Source organism: Kitasatospora sp. NPDC004615, assembly GCF_042873545.1.
Taxonomy (GTDB): Bacteria; Actinomycetota; Actinomycetes; order Streptomycetales; family Streptomycetaceae; genus Kitasatospora.
Genome location: NZ_JBIALQ010000001.1, coordinates 948581 through 968682, shown reverse-complemented (window position 1 = coordinate 968682; position 20102 = coordinate 948581). Strand labels below are relative to the sequence as shown.

General features: G+C 73.2%; 4 protein-coding genes. All 4 read left to right on the top strand.

What is annotated here, in order from left to right; all coding sequences use genetic code 11:
* The first annotated feature begins 55 nt into the window (after positions 1-55).
* The 4 genes from ACFYS8_RS04410 to ACFYS8_RS04395 all read left to right on the top strand — a co-directional run bounded on the left by ACFYS8_RS04410 (position 56) and on the right by ACFYS8_RS04395 (position 20037).
* Positions 56-679, top strand: a complete 624-nt coding sequence (locus ACFYS8_RS04410; RefSeq protein ID WP_387635568.1) for a hypothetical protein — start codon at positions 56-58, stop codon at positions 677-679.
* 125 nt (positions 680-804) lie between these two features.
* A complete protein-coding gene (locus ACFYS8_RS04405; RefSeq protein ID WP_387635565.1) occupies positions 805-3132 on the top strand; it encodes a hypothetical protein in 2328 nt (775 codons plus the stop codon).
* Positions 3133-3170: 38 nt separating this feature from the next.
* Positions 3171-4160, top strand: a complete 990-nt coding sequence (locus ACFYS8_RS04400; RefSeq protein WP_387635563.1) for a hypothetical protein — start codon at positions 3171-3173, stop codon at positions 4158-4160.
* 4 nt (positions 4161-4164) lie between these two features.
* Positions 4165-20037, top strand: coding sequence for a hypothetical protein (locus ACFYS8_RS04395; protein ID WP_387635560.1), 15873 nt, complete (start codon positions 4165-4167; stop codon positions 20035-20037).
* Positions 20038-20102 lie beyond the last annotated feature (65 nt).

Sequence of the window (20102 nt, the reverse complement as noted above, 5' to 3'; positions counted from 1 at the left end):
TGGGCGGCCCGGCGGGGGCCCGGCTGCCCGGGGGCGGTGACCGGGAGGGTGAACAGTGGCGGACGAGACGGTATGGATCGACCTCGACGAGGTCGATGCGGCAGCCAAGAAGATCATGAGCCTGCTGCAGGAACTGGAAGGCCCGGCCAACCAGTTGGAGGCCGTGATCAAGCAGGTCGAGGAATCGGTGTACGGCACCGATCTGCTCGGGAAGGCCCTCAAGGGCTCCGGCTCCTCGGTCGGCGGCCTGAGCAAGCACCAGCAGCAAACCCTCACCGGGATCCGGGCGTTGCTGAAGAACGCCAACGCGATGGGCCAGAACCTCCAGACCATGGCGGCCCGGCACCGGGCCAACGACGAAGAGCACAGCGGCAAGATCGGCCAGATCAGCACCAGCGGGGACATGCCGGCCTCCCCGCACCTGGCGGGCGCCCAGCCTGCCACGGACCGGGTGGGTACGGACCGCGTCATCCGCGCGCCGCACGAGACGCTCGCGCCGGAGACGGACAGCACGCCGATCCCGCCGCCGCCGGCCGCCATCAAGCCGATCGGCAACACCGACGCGGGCGACGACTACCACCGGGCCGACGCGCCCACGCTCGACTACAACCACCACAAGGCAAGGACCACGGACGAGCAGGTCCGTGGCAGCGGCCCCGGCACCCGGCAGGTCATCTGACGTACCCGCCGGGCGACTTGTCGCCCGGCGGCAGCTCAGCTGCGCCCGCCCCGTCCCACTGTCGCCAGGGGTGGCAGCAACACCCCCGCGCCGACTCCGAACGTCCGACCGGAGAGTCTCCCGCCATGATCCAGCTGCCCGCAGACCTCGCCGAGGTACTGAAGACCGTTCAGAAGAACGAGAACGGGAAGGACATCGCCTTCCCCGACGCCAACGAGGAACTCCTCGCCGACCTCGCCGCCGCCTGGGACAAGTGGAACCAGGTCGCCGACACCCACGTGCGCGCGATCGCCGAGACCGCCCAGCGGGCGATGGAGAGCATGTCCGGCCCCGCCGCCGACACCTTCCAGCAGTACCTGCAGAAGTTCGCCGGCGGCGAGGACTCGCACGTCGCGACCACCCTGCAGTCCGGGCGCGCGGTCGCCAAGTCGCTGCACGGCGCGTCGGGCGCGGTGATCGACACCAAGAACGAGATGGTCCGTGAACTCCAGTACGCCAAGACGTACATGGAGCAGAACCCGGCCGGCAAGCACGACGACATCGCCAACTCCGAAGGCATCAAGCAGGCCGCGGCCGTCTACCACCAGTACGTCGGAGGGGTCGGCAGCGACGTCGACGGCATGCTGCGGAAGAACGCCGGCCACATCGCCGAGATGACCGGCATGGCCCAGACCTGCAACCTCAACGGCGCCGGTGGCGCGGGTGGCGCCGGAGGTCCGGGCGGCGTGGGCGGCGTGGGTGCCGACATGACCGGGGGCAGCCCCTCCGTCGTGCCCGCCGGGCTGCGCACCGGCGCCGACGTCCCCGGCAGCCCGCTCGGCGTGGGCGCCCAGGCCACGCCCCACCCGTTCTCGCTGCCCGACGCCCCCGGTGCGCCGGGCTCGCACGTCGGCGGGGTCGGGTCCACGGGTGGCATCGGCGGGATCGGATCGACGGGTGGTATCGGTGGGGTCGGATCGACGGGCGGCGTCGGCGGGGTCGGATCGACGGGCGGTGCGAGTGGCGGTCCGGCGCTGACGCCGTTCAAGCTGCCCACCCCGAACATGCCCAACTTCGGCCAGGACGGCGGGGCCGGCGGCGGTGGGGCGCCCGCGTTCCACCCGCTCAGCAGCTCCGGTGCGGGCCCGCTGAACCTGGCGGGCCTCGGCGACCTCGGCAACGTCGGCACCAACTCGTCCGGCGCAAGCCACTACTCGCCGCTCGGCAGCGGCAACTACAGCCCCGGCACCGGTGTCGGCCCGAGCGGCGGTGTCCCCGGGGGGAGCCCGTTCGGCAACATCGGCGGCATGCCCAACACCGGTGGCTACAAGGGCGGTTCGGGCAGCTCCCCGTCCCGCCGCCTGACCCCGTTCAGCGGTGGCGGCGGAAGCCCGTTCGGCGCGGGCGGCTCGACCGCGCGCGGCGGCTTCGGCGGTTCGAGCGCGCGTGGCGGCGGCGCGGGCGGTGGTGTCGGTTCGGCGATGCGCGGCGGCGGCGCGGGTGCCGGTGTGGGCGGCAGCTCGCTGGCGTCCCGGGCCGGTGGCGGTGCCGGGCTCGGCGCGTCCGGCAAGGGCCTGCCCGGCGCGTCCTCGGCGGCCGGCCGGATCGGCTCCAGCGGGCTCGCCAGTGGCGGCGCTGCCGGGCGCGGCGGCGGTGCCGCCGGTGGTGCGGGCATGGGCGCGGGCGGCCACATGCCCGGCACGGGTGGTGCGGGCCGCGGCGGTGGCGGCAAGGACAACAAGGGCGCCAACCGCTTCCTCAGCGCCACCCGGTTCGGCGCCGAGGGCGAGGAGGAGGACGAGCTGCTGCACGACAGCGGCATCCTCGGCCAGGCCGGGGACGTCGGTCCGCGCGACCGCAACTGGTCGCGCGCACGCCGCCGTTGGCTGGACGACGCGCGCGCCGAAGGCCACTTCGCCGCGCCCGAGACCGCTGCGGCCCCGCCCGCTCCGGCCGGCCCCGCCAGCGAGCAGGAGGCGCTCAGCCAGCTGGCCGGCATCCTGCTCGGCACGGGCGGCGGCGCGGAGGCGGGTGCGGATGCGGCCGCCGGTGCCGGTGCCGGTGCCGGGGATGCGGCGGCGGACGCGACCGCGACCGGCGGTGGCGGCGGATCGGCGAGCGGCCTGGCGGATCGTCGCGAGGCCGCGGCGGCCCCGGCGGAGACGTCGGCCGACAGCTCGGATGACGCCTACCTGGACCGTGCGCGCAGCGTCGCCGCCAGGCGTGGGCACGGGGACGCGCAAGCTGCCGGGGCGGCCGGTTCGGCCGGTTCGGCCGGGGCGTCCGCGACTTCGGGGTCGGCCGGTTCGTCGGGGTCGGCCGGTTCGTCGGGTTCGGGCGCTGCGGCGGGCGAGGGTGAGACGCCGCAGCGCGCCCCGCTGCGCGAGGAGGGCGGCTTCCAGGTGCCCAGCCCGTTCCTGCGCGCCGCCCTGTCCCGCCTGGCCACCGCGCCCGGCGCTCCCGCCGCGGGCTGACCGCGCCCGCCGTCGATCCGACCAGACGAAGGAGCACCGTGAGCAACGACGAGCAGGCCTGGTACGCCGCCACCGAACCCGCGGAGACGGCCCGGCTGCGGGTGGGCACCGTCCTCCCCGCGAGCGTCCCGGTGGAGCCGCGCCAGCAGGCCGTCCCCGCCGAGGAGCCGGGCTGGATCAGCCCCGAGCCGTACCAGCAGGCCGAGGCGACCCCGCTCCGGCCCTTCGAGCAGGCGGAATCGGCGCGGATCGCGCCCGAGGCGTTCCAGCGGGACGTGGCGGCCTCGCCGTTGCGGCCGTTCGAGCGGGAGACGGCGGCCACGCCTGTCCAGCCGTTCGAGCGGGACGTGGCGGCCTCGCCGTTGCGGCCGTTCGAGCGGGACGTGGCGGCCTCGCCGGTGGAGCCCTTCGAGGGGGCGGAGACCCCGCGGATCACGGCCCGTGGGCTCGGCCGGTCCGAACCGGCGGTCGCGGCGAAGCCGATGGAACGGGGAACGCCCGCGGAGCACGCCACCGCTCCGTCGGCGGCCCGCGGGAAGTCGGACACCGCCGCGGCCAACCGGATCAGCAGTCGGCCCGCATCCGTCAACCGGGACGCGTCCGGGAGCGCCGGCCAGGGCTTCCAGGTCGACCCCGCGCAGTACCAGGCCGCGGTGTCGCCGATGCTCGCCGTCGCCGAACAGGTCGGCTCGCTGTACGCCTCGCTGAGCTCGTACCTGCCGTCGCTGGAATCCCAAAACCCTTGGGGCAACGACGAGTCGGGCAAGCAGTTCGCCGAGGGCGAGAAGGGCTACCTGAAGTACAGCAAGGACACCCTGGACGTCATCAAGGGCCTCCCGGCCGCCCTCAAGGGCATCGCCGACGGCCTGAAGGCGATGGCCGACGGCTACCAGGGCGCCGACGACGGCGTCATCACCGAGCTGAACGGCGTGGACCCCGGCAGCGCGCCGATGCCCGCCTCGCCGCAGCAGGCGGCCACGGCACCCATGCGGATCACCCCGCGGATCTACCAGAGCGGAAGGCACTGACCAGATGGCTGTCGAACTCCCGGAGCCCCTCCAGTGGGTGCTCCTGCTGCTCGCGGGCTGCCGCTGGCCGGAAGCCGACGAGGACCAGCTCCGCGACATGGCCGACCACTGCCGCAAGGCCGCGGAGACCCTGAAGGATGCCGCGCAGAGCGGCGACGCCACGATCAAGCGCGCACTCGAGGGCCAACAGGGCGTCGCCGCCGAGGCGTTGGGCAAGTACTGGGAGAAGTACTCGGTCGGCAAGGGCACCGAACAGGACCCCGGCTACCTGCCCGGCGCGATCAACGCGCTCAACGGCATGGGCGACATGCTGGAGCAGGTCGCCAACTCCGCGGAGACAGCCAAGATCCAGATCATCGCCCAACTCGGCATCCTGGCCTTCGAGATCGCGACCGCGGAGGCCGAAGCGCCGTTCACCGGCGGCCTCTCGATGCTGGAGGTGCCCGGGTTCATCGCGGCGAGCAAGCTCACGGTCATGGCGACCCTGAAGGCCCTGCTCAAGGAAATGATCATCATGGCGGCCAAGCAGGCCGCCCAGATGGCCGCGATCAACCTGATGGCACAGGGCATCGAACTCGCCGAGGGCCACCGCAAGAGCATCGACATGAAGGAAGTCGGCGAAAGCGCCAAGGGTGGCGCGATCGGCGGCGCCTCCGGCCACCTGATCGGCAAGGGCATCGGCAAGGCGGGCGAGAAGCTCGGCGTCGAGACCGCGCTCAAGTCCACCGCCGGCAAGATGGCCACCGGCGCGGCCGTCGGCGTCGGCGCGGACGTCTCCACCCAGCTGATCACCACCGGCAAGGTCGACGGCAACTCCCTGCTCGGCTCCGGCCTTTCGGGCGGCGCGGGCGCGGGTCTGCACGCGGGCGCGTCCAAGGTCAAGGGGCACTTCGCCACGCCGAAGGCGGCGGAAGCGCCGAAGCTGCCCGGGGCCGGTGGCGGTGCCGGCGCGGGCGAGCATGGTGGGACGCCCAGCTTCAACAAGTCCGACACCGCCACGGGCGCCTCCGCGTACCACGGGCCGTCCGGCGGCTCCGGTGCCGGTGCTGGTGCTGGTGCTTCGCGCACGGCGGAGTCGGGGTCGTCCAACTCGGGTTCGTCGGCTTCGGGTTCGTCGCACGAGACGGGATCTGGTGCGGGCGCGTCGAAGGTCAGCGGGCTGACCCCGTTCGGCGGGGGACGGTCCGGGGACGCTCCGTCCGCCGGCTCGTCGGCCGCCGGCCACAACACGGCGCCGACGCCGACGCCGACGCCGACCTCGCACGAGCAGGCGGCGTCGCACGTCCAGGAATCGATGGCCCCGCGCGCCGAGTCGCGGGCTGCCGCGCCTGCGCAGGAGTCGGTGCCGCGTCAGGAGAGCGTCGCGCCCACGCGTGAGCAGATGGCGCCGCGCGGTGAGTCGCAGCCTGCTGCGCCTGCGCGCGAGTCGGTGCCGCGTCAGGAGTCGGTGGCTCCGGCGCACGAGAATGTCGCTCCGCGCGGCGAGTCGCAGCCTGCTGCGCCTGCGCGCGAGTCGGTGCCGCGTCAGGAGTCGGTGGCTCCGGCGCACGAGAGCGTCGCTCCGCGCGGTGACTCGCAGCCTGCTGCGCAGGTCCATGAAACAGCGCCGCGTCAGGAGAGCGTTGCCCCGGCCGCGGAGCGGTCCGTGCCGCGTCAGGAGTCGGTGGCTCCGGTGCACGAGAATGTCGCTCCGCGCGGCGAGTCGCAGCCTGCCGCGCCTGTGCACGAGTCGGTGCCACGTCAGGAGTCGGTGGCTCCGGCGCACGAGAACGTCGCTCCGCGCGGCGAGTCGCAGCCTGCCGCGCAGGTTCACGAGTCGGTGCCGCGTCAGGAGAGCGTCGCGCCCGCGCGTGAGCAGATGGCGCCGCGCAGCGAGTCGCAGTCTGCTGCGCCTGTGCATGAGTCGGTGCCGCGTCAGGAGTCGGTGGCTCCCGCGCACGAGAATGTCGCCCCGCGCAGCGAGTCGCAGCCTGCGGCGCCGGCCCACGAGTCGATCCCGCGTCAGGAGAGTGTCAACCAGCCTGGCGCGCACGACAGTTCGGCGCCGGACGGGTTCACCCCGCAGAACGATCCGCGGGAGCCGAGGCCGAGCGGCGCGTCCGCGATGCCCAACCTGTCGGGTGTGCTCGGCGGTGCCGGGCACTTGGCGGGGGCCGGGGGCACCCATCTGGACGGTGGGACCCGCCTGTCCGCAGGGCCGGCGACGGCCCGTCCGGCGGGGCCGGAGCAGGTGGCCGCGCACCTCGTGCCGGACGGTCCGGGCGATGCCCCGGCCGCCGCGAGCACCACGCAGAGCCCGATGGCCGGTGCGCCGATGGCGGGCGGGTTCACGCCCGGCCCGGTCGGCGGTGTCGGCGGTGTCGGCGGTGTCGGCGGGCACGGCGGGTCCGGGGCCTCGGCCCACGCCACGCCGTCCCCGACCGTCCCGCACCAGGGCGGTGCCAAGCCGGCCACCACCCCGAACCCGAACGCCGCCCCGGCCGCTGGCACGATCCGCCCCGGTGCGGGTCGCGCCCCCGAGGCGGGCAACAACGGCAAGCCGACGGCGGAGCAGGCCCACGACCAGCTGCTGGACCGTCAGCGGCGGGAACGCCAGACCGAGCTCGACCGGCTCGGCCGGGCGACGAACGTCCGGGACGCCGTCCAGCAACTCGGTCGTACCCAGCGGCCCGGCCAGCGGCTCCGTCGTCCGGCCGACGCGGACCGGCTGCGGCAGGACATGCCCGGTATGACGCCGGAGCAGCGGGCGCAGGAGCTCGCCAACCTGAAGCCGGAGAACCGGCGTTGGCTGGCCCAGGACCCCGAGTTCGTGGACACGCTGAAGTCCTCGCTGCCGCCGAAGGACTTCGCCAAGGTGGCCGCCGACCTGATCGTGCACGTGGACCCGCGGGCCGAACAGGCCCCGTCCGCGCGCCACGAGGCGCAGCAGCAGGTCGCCCGGATGCTCCAGGACCCGGACACCGCCGCACAGTTGATGAAGAGCGGCGCGGACGTGGTGATCGTCCCGAAGGACGTCCGGATGACCGACGTCCCCGAACTGCACAACCTGCGCGGCGGGACCAACGACTCCGACGCGGGCGGCGGTCGCGGCTACGACGACATGCGCGGCTCCGGCGGCAAGCACTCCGCCGTCACCGAGGAGAACCTGCTCGGCGAGCGCACCACGATCGGCGCGGGCGGCCACTACGCGGACGGGTACTCCACCACCACGCACGAGTTCAGCCACACGCTGCACGAGCACGGGCTGACCCCCGCGGACAAGCAGACGATCACGGACGCCTTCAACAAGAAGAAGGCCGACGCCCAGGACCCGACGAAGTCCGTGCAGTGGCCGGACGGTTCGAGGCCCGGCAACTACTCCTCGCAGGACCAGCACGAGTACTTCGCGCAGGCCACCAACGCCTACCTGGGGACGAACCACGGCCACGACGCGTTCACCCGCGAGCCGCGCAACAACGGCCCGGAGTGGGTGAAGCAGCACGAGCCCGACCTGTACCCGCTGCTGAAGAAGCTGTACGGCGAGAACCCGTCCGCCATCCACGACGGCCCGGCGAACCCGGTGCGCGAGACCACCGCGCAGAACGCCGCGTACGACGGCTTCCGCGAGTTCATGCAGCACGTGGACGGCACCCCGACCCCCACCGGCGAGCACGTCCCGCCGGCGACCGAGCACACGCCCCCTGCGGCTGATCGCACACCTGCGCCGACCGAGCACACGCCCCCTGCGGCTGATCGCACACCTGCGCCGACCGAGCACCAGCCCCCGACGGGTGACCGATTGCCGCACCCGCCGCCGCCCGCCACCAGCGCGGAGTACCAGCACAAGATCGACGGCAAGAAGACCTTCGAGACCCTCGACAGGTTCCTCAGCGACTCCCCGGAGTTCCAGCAGGTCCGCGAGCAGGTGCGGGGTTACGACCGGGACGAGCTGAAGACCGGCGACACGAACGCGGTGCTCTCCCAGTACCGGAACGAGAAGCTCCAGCACGTGGATGTGCTGTCGCGCAACGCCGAGCAGCTCCCGAAGGCGATCGCCAAGGTCGACGAGCGGTTGCAGGCGGTCGAGCACGAGCTGACCACCGGCAACCACCCGCCCGAGCGGGTCGCCGAACTCCGGTCGCAGCGCGAGGGGTTGGAGAACGCCAAGGCGAGCATGCAGGAACAGCGCGACCGGATGGCGATCTTCGAGCACGAGCGGCTCAAGGACCCCGCGCTGGCCCGGGCCCGGTACGAGGCCGAGGTCCGGGTCCTGCCGGGCAGCATCGAGCGGATCAAGGCCGAGCAACTGCGCAACGACGCCCTGCTGGCACAGGCCACGCAGCACCGGGAGGACGGAAAGCAGCCCGACGGCAGTTACAAGAACAAGGTTCACAACGACCGGTACGAAGACCTGAAGACTCACAAGAAGAACCTGGCCAAGGATCTCACGCAGCGCGAGAACGACCTTGCGACGGCGCAGGCGGAGATCAAGAAGCCGGCCCCGTCGGCAGCCCCGGCGGGCAGCACCGGCAGGGGCGGGGTGAAGGCGCCGGCCAGCAAGGAGGCCTGGACGGACTTCGACAACACCTACCGCAAGGCGTTCGGGTACTCCGACCAAGGCGTGATGGGCCATCAGCCGCACGCCGAGAAGGTCGTGGCCCGGATGGAGAACCACGCCCCCTCGATCGGGCCGGCGAACATCAACCGCAACCACGTGATCGCCGACTACATGGTGCACAAGTACGTCACGGCGGCCGTGTTCAAGGCGCGTGCGATGGACGAGGGCGACCATCGGGCGGCCTCGGACGCGTTCGGAGACTTCGTCTCCGCGATGTCCCCGGACCAGCACCGGATCTACGACGTATACGGCAAGAAGGCCCAGGCCCGGATCGGCACGGAGGTCTACGACCTGGCCGGGCTGAGGGAGCACGAGCTGACCCGCACTCCCGGCACCGTCGATCTGAAGGCGACGTACGGCAATGAGCGGTTGCCGGGCGCGTTCGAGACCACCGGGATCACCGACCACGGCAGCGCCGAGACCGCGGCGAAGAACCTGGAGCGAGAACTCGGCCGGTCCGGCCTGGACGTGCCCGCCCGCGAGCAGCTCAACCGGTTGAACGCCGCAGTGGCCGGGGTGCACCCGGACAACCCGACCGCGAAGCAACTCGCCGACGTGCACGGGGCGGTGGGCGCGGTCCACCAGAAGATCAAGGAACAGGCGGTCGACGACCTGGCGCTGGTCCACGGCGTCACCGGGCCGCAGAAGCTGGACGAGGCGGCGGCCGTGCTGACCAAGGCCGCCGAGGGGAAGGGCGGGCTGCAGACGCCCGAGCAGCAGCAGCGGCTGGCCGGGAAGTTGGACGACCTGGCCGACCACCTCCAGGCGGCCGGCAAGGACCCGAAGCCGGTCCGCGACCTGGCGGGCGACCTGCGCGACCACCCGGAGCGGCTCACCGCGGACCGGTACGGCGCCGTCGCGGACAAGCTGACGAACGACCGGCCCGCCGTGCGGGATCGCGAGGTCGACACGCTGCTGAAGGAGCCGGTTCCGAAGGGCACGGTCCGGCGGACGGCGGAGGGCCCGGCGGAGCGCGAGGTGAAGGCCGCGCAAAAGACGGTGACGGAGCGCGAGAAGACCATCGCCAACACGAAGAAGGACTTGGCAGCCGCCGAGGCCACGCACGCCACCGCCGAGCAAGCGGCCCAGAAGTCCGCGAAGGCCGCCGCGGACAACCCGACGACCGCGAACAAGAACAAGGCGGAGGCCGACGTCAAGGCCGAGCAGAAGGCCAAGGCCGCAGTCGACAAAGTCGCGAAGAAGCTGGGCGAGGAGGAGGCCAAGCTGCGCGGGGACAAGCAGCACCTGGACGCCAACAAGGCACTGCGCGACCGGGTGAAGGCGGTCTACGCCGAGCAGGTGTCGGGAGTCACCAAGCCCTCGCCCGCGCAGAAGAACGACGCGGGCCGGGTGGCCCGGGCGACCGTCGACCTGGAGACGGTCGGCAAGCAGTACGGCGGCTCGTACGCGCGCGCCGGGGACGGGGCGAAGCACCCGGCCGCGATGTTCGAGCAGGCACTGACCGCACACCTCGACGATGTGCCCGCGCTGATCGAGAAGCTCACGGCCGACCTGTCCAACAGCGCCTCCAACCTGCGGTTCGGCGATGAGTGGGTGAACAAGTGGATCCAGAACTTCCTGGACCCGCACATCATCCGCGAGCCCGATCTGCTGACCGCCGTCGCCCACGAGCAGTTGCCGCCCGAGGTGCTGTACGCGCCGCACACCGCCGACCTGTTGCAGGCGGTCCGCAGCCTGGAGGCGAACGGCCTGGTGCCGCTCGAGCTGCGCGACCTCATGGCCCCCAAGACCCAGGCCGACCTGGAGCACCTCCGGACGGCCGAGAAGCTCAGCGACAGCTCGACGATCGTCGTCGAGGACCTCGGCATCCCGTCCCCGCACGCCGCCAAGCTGCCGGTCTCTTCGTCCGGTGAGTTCGCCAACCGCGCAGACGCCACCAAGCTGACGGACGAGCAGCTTCAGCGCCTCGGCGTGGAGGGCCTGTACCGGCCCGACCACGTGCCGCAGCCGGCGCCCGACCACGACGTGGTGATGGCCGACGCCGGCCAGTCCACCGCCCACACCCCCGACGGGGACGTGCAGATGCACGACGGGACGGCGGACGCCGTGGGGCCCGGCCGCAAGCGCCGCCGGGACGACAGCGAATCCGACGAGGAGTTCAGCCGGGAGACCGCGCGCCTCCGCCTGGACGACCCCACCCCGCCCCCGCCGCCCCCGCCGCCGCCCGCGGCCACCGGGCACGGCGCGGGCACCGGCACTCGCGGGTTCGGCAGCCCGGCTGCGCCGCCGCCCCCGCCGCCGATGGGCAGCGTCCACGAGGGCGCGCCGGTCTTCGGACACCAGCCGCCGCCGCCCCCGCCGCCGCCGAGCGCTGTCCACGAGGCGCCGTCCCACGACGCGCCGCCGGTGCACGAAGCACCGTCGCACGAGCAGCCGCACGCCGCCCAACAACCGCCGCACGCCGAGCCGTTGCTGCCGCCGCCCGGCACGGTGGAGCGCTGGCTGGTGCAGAACCCGGCCGAGCTGATGTCGCAGGCGCCGGTGACGGTGAACTACGCCGACGGCGCGATGCAGCGGATGCCCGGGCTGAACCAGCAGCAGGCCAACTCCTTCGTCGCCGCCGTCGAGAAGGCGGACCAGCACTGGTTCACGCTGGTACCGGACCGCAACCACGTCGGGGCGGGCAAGAACGGCTTCGTGCTGACCCCGGCCTGGGAGAAGTACGCCGAGCACGACCCGTCGTTCCCGCGTCCCCCGGCCGGCACCGCGTTGCCCGCGCCGCAGCCCGACCACCACTACGTGACCGGTTCGTACGTGCCGTACAAGACCGGCCGCCCGGACCCGAACCTGCCCGACGCGATCGGCAAGACCGTGGTCCCGATGCACCCGGACCCGTCCCGGCCGAACGACGGCCTGGTGCTGACCGGCGGCATGAACGGCTGCGCGTTCGCGATCACCGACGTGACGCCGCACGAGTTCACCGTCTGGCACGTCCAGTCGTACTCGGCGTCCTCGAACCTCGGGATGACCGCGGACTTCCGGGCGACCAAGTCGGTCACCGACTGGTTCGGCGTCGAGGAGTACATGACGCCCGGTCAGTCGCGGCCGTTCGCGGTCACCAACATGCTCAAGCACGGTGCGCACGGCTGGGAGGTGATCAGCCACGAAGTGGTGGACCACGGCGGCGAGTTCGGGGTCGGACGGCAGAACCGGCGTCCGCTGAACTTCACCCCGCCCACCGAGGCCGACCGGGTCCGGATGACGGTCGGCACGTACGAGGTGACCGCCCGCGAGCAGTTGAGCAACTTCGACCGGGCGGCGGAGTTGGCGCTGCGCGAGTTCGACCGCAACAGCCCCGGGTACCGCGTGCTGGAGCAGCAGATCGGCGAGTTCCGCGGCCGTCTGACGGACCAGCTGGACACCGTGGCCGCTCTTCAGCAGCCCGGCCGCAGCCTCCAGGACGTGCGCAACGCCGCTCAGCAGCTGACCGACAACGCCGCGCAGCTCGGGCGGGCCGCGAATGACAGCAAGCTGCTGATCGAGGGCACCATGCGGGCGCTGCTGAAGGAGCCCGTCGGGTACGGCGCGGACGCCGAGCCGCACTCGCGGCAGGGGAAGATCGACACCATGCTGGAGGCCCTCGAACCGCAGCGGGGCGGCCACTGGATCGAACGGATGAACCAGGACAGCGCGAAGCAGCTCCAGGCCCACAACGCGGCCCCGGCCACCAGCGAGGGTTTCGGCTCGCCCGCTGCCGACCAGCGCGGTGCCCCGCCGGTCGAGCACGTGACCGGTCGGGACGTGGAGCCGATGGACATCGAGACCCCGCCCTCAACCGACGTGCGCCAGGCGCCAGTTGAGCAGGGTGGAGACACCGCGCCCCGGGAGCAGGGTGGAGGCGCCGCGCCCCGCGAGCAGGGCGGAGACACCGCGCCCCGCGAGCAGGCCCGCAACGACCGCAAGCGCGGACGGGAGGACGACGAGCCGACGCTGCGCCGGGAGACCGAGCCGACCGGGCCGCAGGCCAAGCGGCAGCGCACCCCCGCGTACGAGAACACCGACGCCGTCATGCACGACCGCGGCTACCAAGCGGTGGGCCCGCAGCACGAGTTGACCGGGCAGCTGGTCGACTACCTCGGTGGCGCACCGAAGTTGCATCCGCCGATGAGCAACTCGCTGCTGCAGAAGGTCAATCCGCACCAGTCGCCGGTCCGGCCGGTCGAGGGCTTCCAGCCCGGCAACGACCTGAAGGCCTGCTTCGAGAACGTCGAGGCTTACCGGGACACCCACTTCGGGCGGCCCCGGGTTTCCGGCCAGACCCTGAACGGCACGGTCGAGCCGATCCCCGGCAACGTCCTGTGGAAGCGGCACGACGGGCCCGCGCTGTTCGGCGAAGGGCCGGGCGCGGTCAACGAGTTGATGGCGAAGGTGAAGGCCGGTGGTCCCGGCAGCTTCGCCACCGTACTGGGCGCCGGGCCGACCGGCGCCGGCCACGCAGTCGCGCTGGTCCACGACCGGGACGGCGCGCTGCGCTGGGCCGACCTGACCGACCGCCGGGTGGTCGCCGCCAGGCCCGGGGAGATGCCCTACAGCTTCGACCCCTCCTGGACGGTGTGGGCCTCCGTCGCGGACCGGCACGAGACCAACATCTCCGGGCCGCACGACCCCCAATTCATGGAGCGCTACAGCACGTTCACCCGCGGCGAACCGTCGCACGACACGTCCGAGCCGATGGACATCGACGACGGCTTCGGCACCGAGGGTCCGTCCCGGACGGAGGTGCTGGACGAGCACCCGGGCGGGGCGCCGAACGACGCTGCGCCGCAGCCGGGCGCCCCGCAGCCGACCAGCCGGACCGCGTCCGGCGACGACGGACTGGACGCGCCGGGGCTGACGACGCCCAGCACCCCGCCGCCGAGCACGCCCGGCGGTGCCAGCGGCCACGTGGCGGGTGGCCCGAACCCGGCTGGTGGCCCGAACCTGGCTGGTGGGCCGAACCTGGCTGGTGGGCCGGCCTCGACGGGCGGCGGCAGCCGTGCGACGGGCGGACCGAACCGCCCCCGGTCGGCCTCGGCCCCGGCCGAGTTCGGACCGCGCACGCCCGCCACCCCGGCCCGGTCCGAGACCGTCGCCGCTCCCGTCCGGTCGGAGACCGCCACCGGCCCGGTCCGGGCCGAGAGCGCCGCTGCTTCGGTCCGGTCCGAGACCGTCACCGAACCCCGCACCGGGACGGGCCCGGAGAGCCCCCTGCGTCCGACTTCCCCCGAGGGGGGCGAGCGCGCCCCGTCGCTTGCACCGAACTCCGAGCACACGCTTGAGCCGGAGTTGGGGCCGCCCACGTCGAAGCCCGAGCACGCGCCTGAGGCGGAGCTTGCGCCGCCGACGCCGAAGTCTGAGCACACGCCCCCGGCGGAGCTTGCGTCGCCCGGGTCGAAGTCCGAGCACACGCCTGAGGCGGAGCTTGCGCCGCCGACGCCGAAGTCTGAGCACGTGCCTGAGGCGGAGCCCGCATCGTCCGCGCCGAGGTCCGAGTACACGCCCTCGGCGGAGCCCGCGTCGCCCGGGTCGAAGTCTGAGCGCGCGCCTGAGGCGGAGCTTGTGCCGCCGGTGCCGAGGTCCGAGTACACGCCCCCGGCGGAGCTTGCGTCGCCCGGGTCGAAGTCCGAGTACACGCCCCCGGCGGAGCTTGCGTCGCCGACGCCGAGGCCCGAGCACACGCCCCCGGCGGAGCTTGCGTCGCCCGGGTCGAAGTCCGAGCACGCGCCTGAGGCGGAGCTTGCGCCGCCGACGCCGAAGTCTGAGCACGTGCCTGAGGCGGAGCCTGCGTCGCCGACGCCGAAGTCCGAGCACACGCCCCCGGCGGAGTTCCCGCCGCCCGGGCGGCGGGTGCCGGTGGCGGGGGACGGGTACTGCCTGCTCCGGGCGGTCGCGGTCGGCGCGCCCGAACTGGCGGGGCCGCACCAGCTTCAGGCCGCGGTCGGGGACCACTTCCGGTCGCTGCGTCCGGAGGAGTGGCCTACCGAGGTGGTGTCCAACTACCGCAACAACCTGCTCGGTCGGCCGGACCTGCCCGCCGGTGACCTGCTGGCGTACGTCCGTGCCGAAGACCGTCCCAACTTCACGGGGCTGACCGTCGAGCAGCTGCGGGAGTCCGTCGGCGCGTACCTGACCGAGCACCAGCCGCTCCCGGCGGGCCACGAGCGGGCGGCGCTGATCCGGACCGTCCAGGAGTGGGACACCCGTTGGGGGAGCACCGAGGGCGAGATGCTTCCGGCGGCGACCGCCCACGCGCTGGGTCTCCGCCTGCGGGTCGTCGACCACGACGGGATCACCCAGGCCGTCTTCGGCCCCACGGACGGCCGCCCGGTGACGGTGTACCGCGCCAGCGACCACTACGACGGCAGCGAACCGCCGACGCACACCCCGGAGACCGACCACACGCCGCCGCCGACCCCCGAGGCCGAGCAGCCGCCGTCCCACACCGCCCCGGAGGCCGAGCAGCAGCCGCACCCGGCCCCTGAGCCGGCGCCGCAGCAGCCCGCCGCCGTCGCGCCGAAGCCGATCGCGGGTACCGACCTGGTGGTCGGTCTGACCGGCAACGAGGCGGCCGTCCGGAAGAAGGTCATCGACGTCATCGCGCAGGCCGTCCCGGGCGACCGGGCGGCGGCGCGGGCGTTCGCGGATGCGCATTTCGGGCCGGCCACGCTGCGCCCGATGCTGGGTGCGCTCTCGCGGGGCGAGGTGTGGACGGCGCCGTTCGAGGGCAACGGCTGGAGCGGCAGCGTGAAGCTGCGCGGCCAGGTCACCGAGTCGACGCATCTGCGTACCGAGAAGATCGAGTTCGAGAACGGCGCCGACCGTACCGTGGCGACCGGGACCAATCGCGGTGCGCAGTGGCAGTTCAACGTCGGCGTCCAGGCCCGGGAGGGGCGTGGGATCGGCGAGCCGTCGGAGCTCGTCGCGTACTACCATGACCGCGGTCAGGCCGAGGTCAACCTGGATCTGGGCGGCATGGTGGCGCGGTCGAAGACCAGCGGGCCCGCCGAGGTGTTCGAGTCGACGATGCGGCTGGAGCTGGACCTCGGCGACCTGCGCCACAACGGTGAGCCGGTGCGCGCCGAGGGGCAGGGCCGTACCGAGGCGGTGGACATCGACCTGACGGTGGCCGTCCCCGAGCGGCTCGAGGCCCCGGCGGCCGGCGAGCAACGGGTGCCCCCGCAAAGGCTGTTGGACGGCCGGGTCGGCGGCCAGGAGATCGTGCTCGACCTCGCGCCGCGTGATACGGCAGGGAACCGTCCGCCGGTGGAGGCGCTGCTCGACCGTGCGGACGCGGCGGGCCGGCAGGAGTTCGGCGGCGACTGGCCCGCGGTGCGCGAGAAGGTGCTCGCGGAGGTCGACTTCGCCCGTCTCCAGCGGGACTTGAAGAGCATGACGGCCGGCGAGCCGGTGTCCGTCACGCTCACCGACCGGCGCGGAAAGCAACTCGGCGAGGTGGAAATCACCGCGCGGGTCGGCGAGTTGAGGCAGACCGGCACCACCAAGGAGACCGAGTTCAACATCGGCACCGCGGTGCAGCAGGTGCGCAGCACCTCCTCGAACAGCGGCCACGCGGGTCAACTCGGGTTCTCCGCAGCGGTGAAGCCGGGCACCGGCCTGATCGGTGGCGGCGGCGCCGGGCGGCTCGGCCGCGACCACGTGGAGATCAGCGGTGAGGCCCGGACCGCGCAGCTGACCAGCAAGTCGAAGGTGCCCGGCGTGATCTACGACGGCACCGTCCACTTCGATCTGAAGTTCAACGGCAAGTCCGTTGCGCACGACGCGGGTTCGGCGGACCTCCGGGTGCTGGTCGATCGCGCGGACACCAGCGCGGACACCAGCGCGGACACCACCGCGAAACACACCGCAACCGCACAGCAGCCGGCCGAGGTGGCCGCCCCGCCGGACAGCGTCTGGCGCGGCGGCGACGACCGGGGCGGGCTCGGCGAGACCGTGGTGGTTCGAGACCTGGAGAGCACGGCGGGGCTTCGCGAGGCGCTGGACCGCAAGGGGCGTGAGCGGTTCGGCGAGGACTGGAACTCCGTCCGCGACCAGGTGATGCAGGGGTTCAGCCAGCCGAACCTGGCGGCCCGGCTGACCGGGATGACCCGCGGTGAGGCGCTGGAGGTGAAGATCCCGGGCAAGGAGGGCCTGGTCGTCAAGGCCGTCGCCCGGGTCGAGGAGATGACCTACCGCCGCGAGGACGGCAAGGCGGAACTCAACACCGTCAACGAGACAGGCGCGTTCAGCGTGGCCCGTCGCCTCGGCGCGCGCACCACGATCGAGCAGGGCCAGCTCGGCGGCACCGTCGCCAAGGGCACCCCCGGTGCCGAGCTCGGCGCCACCGCGTCCGGTCAGCAGCGCCGGCGTGTCGGCGGCCAGGGCCGGCAGGCGGACCGGGTGTACGCCAGCGGCAAGTACAGTGCCCCGCAGGTCATTTACGGGGCCAGGCTGGTGGTGGACGTGCACGTCGGCCGGGCCGGCGAGGCGGTCGGCGGCCGTCCGGACGTCTCGGCACCGGTCAAGGTCGAGGTGGGCCTGGACGCGCGGGAGACCGTCAAGGCCGAGGCGCCGTCCACCGGGAGCTTCACGCGTCCGGAACAGCGGCCTGAGAGCACGGCGGCCCCCGCCGAGGCGGCCACGCACACCGCGCCGCGCCGGATGACCGAGCGCCACGAGCTGAACGCTTCCTACGTGGTGCACAGCCTCAGCGGCGCCGACAAGGTGCGTGCGGCGGTGGAGGACGCGGTGCGGACGAAGCACGGCGAGCCGTCGGAGGAGGTGAAGCAGCGGATCGGGGCGAGCTTCGACCGGGTCGCGCTCAGGGCGCAGCTCTCGCAGCTCACCCGCGGCGGGCGGATCACCGAGACGGTGGCCGGCAAGACCTGGTCGGCGGAGGTCACCGTCACGGCCAGGCTGGGGGAGTCCACGTACCACTCCCAGGCCGCCAAGTACGAGTTCGAGTCCGGGACGCGCACGTCCAGCGGCCAGGGCACCCTGCGCGACAGCCGGGACCGGCTGAACGGCGGTGGCCAGGTCAGGGCGAAGGCCCCGTTCGTGGCCGTCACCGGCGGCTACACGTACCGGATGGACCGCAGCTACGGCCAGGCGACGGAGACCGTCGGCTCGGCCTCGAACCGGGGCAAGCACGTCGAGCCGGCCGTGTTCTTCGACGTCGCCGTGCCGTACGACGTCACCGTCGCGTTCAAGCGGCTGGGTGTGCCCGACGGCTCGCACACGGCGCCGGTGGAGACGGTGGCGCGGGTGGCCGTTCCGATGCGTGACGCCGAGCCGGTGTCCGGGCCGGTCGAGCGGACCACGGCAACGCAGCCGAAGGGCTTCGTGGAGGGGCGGCGCCTGGACTCCTCGGCGATCGTCACCGACATCCACGCGCTGCCCGGGCCGACGGTCGGGGTTCCCCGCCGGACGCTCGGCGAGTCGGTCCTGTCGCAGGTGGAGTCCGGCTGGAAGCCCGGCGGGCTGCGCGCGTTGCGGCGGAGGCAGGCCGGGCAGCCGGAGTTGACGCGCAACCCGTTCGGCCGCGACTGGGCGGGCATCCGGAGCAAGCTGGACGCCGAACTCACTCCCGACCGGCTCCAGTCCAGGCTCAAGGGCATGACGGCGGGCGACGAGATCGTCGTGCGGCACGGGCGGACCACCGTCCGAGTCGGCGCCCAACTCCGCGACCGGATGGAGTACTTGGGCGACACGGGCACCACCGAGTTCAACGCCGGAACCGACGTGCAGCGCAGCTTCGCGCACACCGGCGGCACCGGCAGCGGCCACCAGGGCGCGCTCGGGGCGGTCGCCTCCGTCCCCGTACCGGCGGCGCCCGGCGTCTCGGTGACGGCCGGTGTGACCGGCAGCGGCGGCCGGGGCCACGACCAGGTGGACACCCATAACCGCGCCACCGCGACCGGGTCGGCCACCAAGGCCAAGCTGCCCGGCAGCGCGTACGCCGGTGAGGCGGAGCTCCAATTCACCATCTCCCGGCGGCCGTTGGTCGGCACCCAGGTGTGGCAGCGGCGTACGGCGGCGATCGGGTTCGAGACGCTGGTCGAGTCGGGCGAGACCGTGCCGGTGCCGACCGGCACGGTGTCCGGGTCCGGAACCGTCACTGTGCCCGGCGACGGGCAGCCGCGCACCGTCACCGTCCGGCCGCCCGAGCCCGTCACCGTCCAGGTGCCGCCGGAGCGGGTCTGGGAGGGCGGCCTGCGCGACACCGACGTGCTGCGCTGGCTCGGCGACGTCGGCGGCGTGCAGGACCTGGTGCGGCTGCGCGGCCCGGAGTACTTCGGCAAGTCGGCCTGGAAGGAGATGGAACCGGTGGTCGGGACGATCACCTCGCACGGCCACCTCTCGGCGCTGTTCGGCACCGCCACCCAGGGCATGGAGGTGTCGGCGACGGTCCCGTCCAACCGGATCACGCTCGGCGGCGGCAAGGGAGTCGAGGTCGGCGTGAAGGTCGTCTCGCTCGAACACCGGGCGGTCGACGACAAGGTCGAGCTGAGCCCGGCCAACGCCGTCTCGGCCGGCAGCACGCGCTACGACCTGTCGACGGGCAACGCGGGCGTTCAGGGCCAGGTCGGTGCCAAGCTCACCGGCGACGTCACCACCAGCCCGGCGATCGTCGGCGGCGTCCAGCGCCTGTGGCACGAGGGCGGCGGCCACAGCGACGGCGGCCAGGTGGTGTCGAACGGCAAGTTCGCCGTCCCGATGGCGCGTTACGCCGGGCATGCCGAGGTGGAGGTGACGCTGTTCAACGGTGGCCGAACCCCGGTCAAGGAGAGGGGAGTTGTTCCGTTCGCGGTCGACATCCCGCTGTCCGAGACGACCGCGTCCAAGGTGGCGGGCGACCACTACCTGGCGTTCACCGAGCAGCAGCGGTCCGGTGAACTCCGGGTCGCCGAGGGCGCCTGGCGGCTCGCCGAGGTCCGGCGGCTGCTGGCACCCGACGCGGGCCCGGTCCGTACGCCCGCCGAGCACGAGCAGCTGATCGGCACCGTGCGGCTCGGACAGGCGGTCTACGAAGGGGAGTTCACCGCGAGCACCGAAGCCGGCGCCGCCCACATCCGGGCCACCCACCAGCTGGTCGAACTGGCCGGCGGCACCTCGGAGGGCACCGCCGCCCTGCTCGACGGCCTGCTCGGCGGCACGGACGGCGCGCCGCTGAACGCGGACGACGTGCGCCAGGTGATCACCCACATCGAGCGGAGGACGGCCGAAGGACCGCTCACGCTCGAGGAGTTGACCGCCGCGGCGCAGAACGGCTGGAACGCCTGATCCACCCGAGGCGGAAGGCCGCCGGGCCCGCTCCAACGGGCTCCGGCGGCCTTCCGATTTCGACA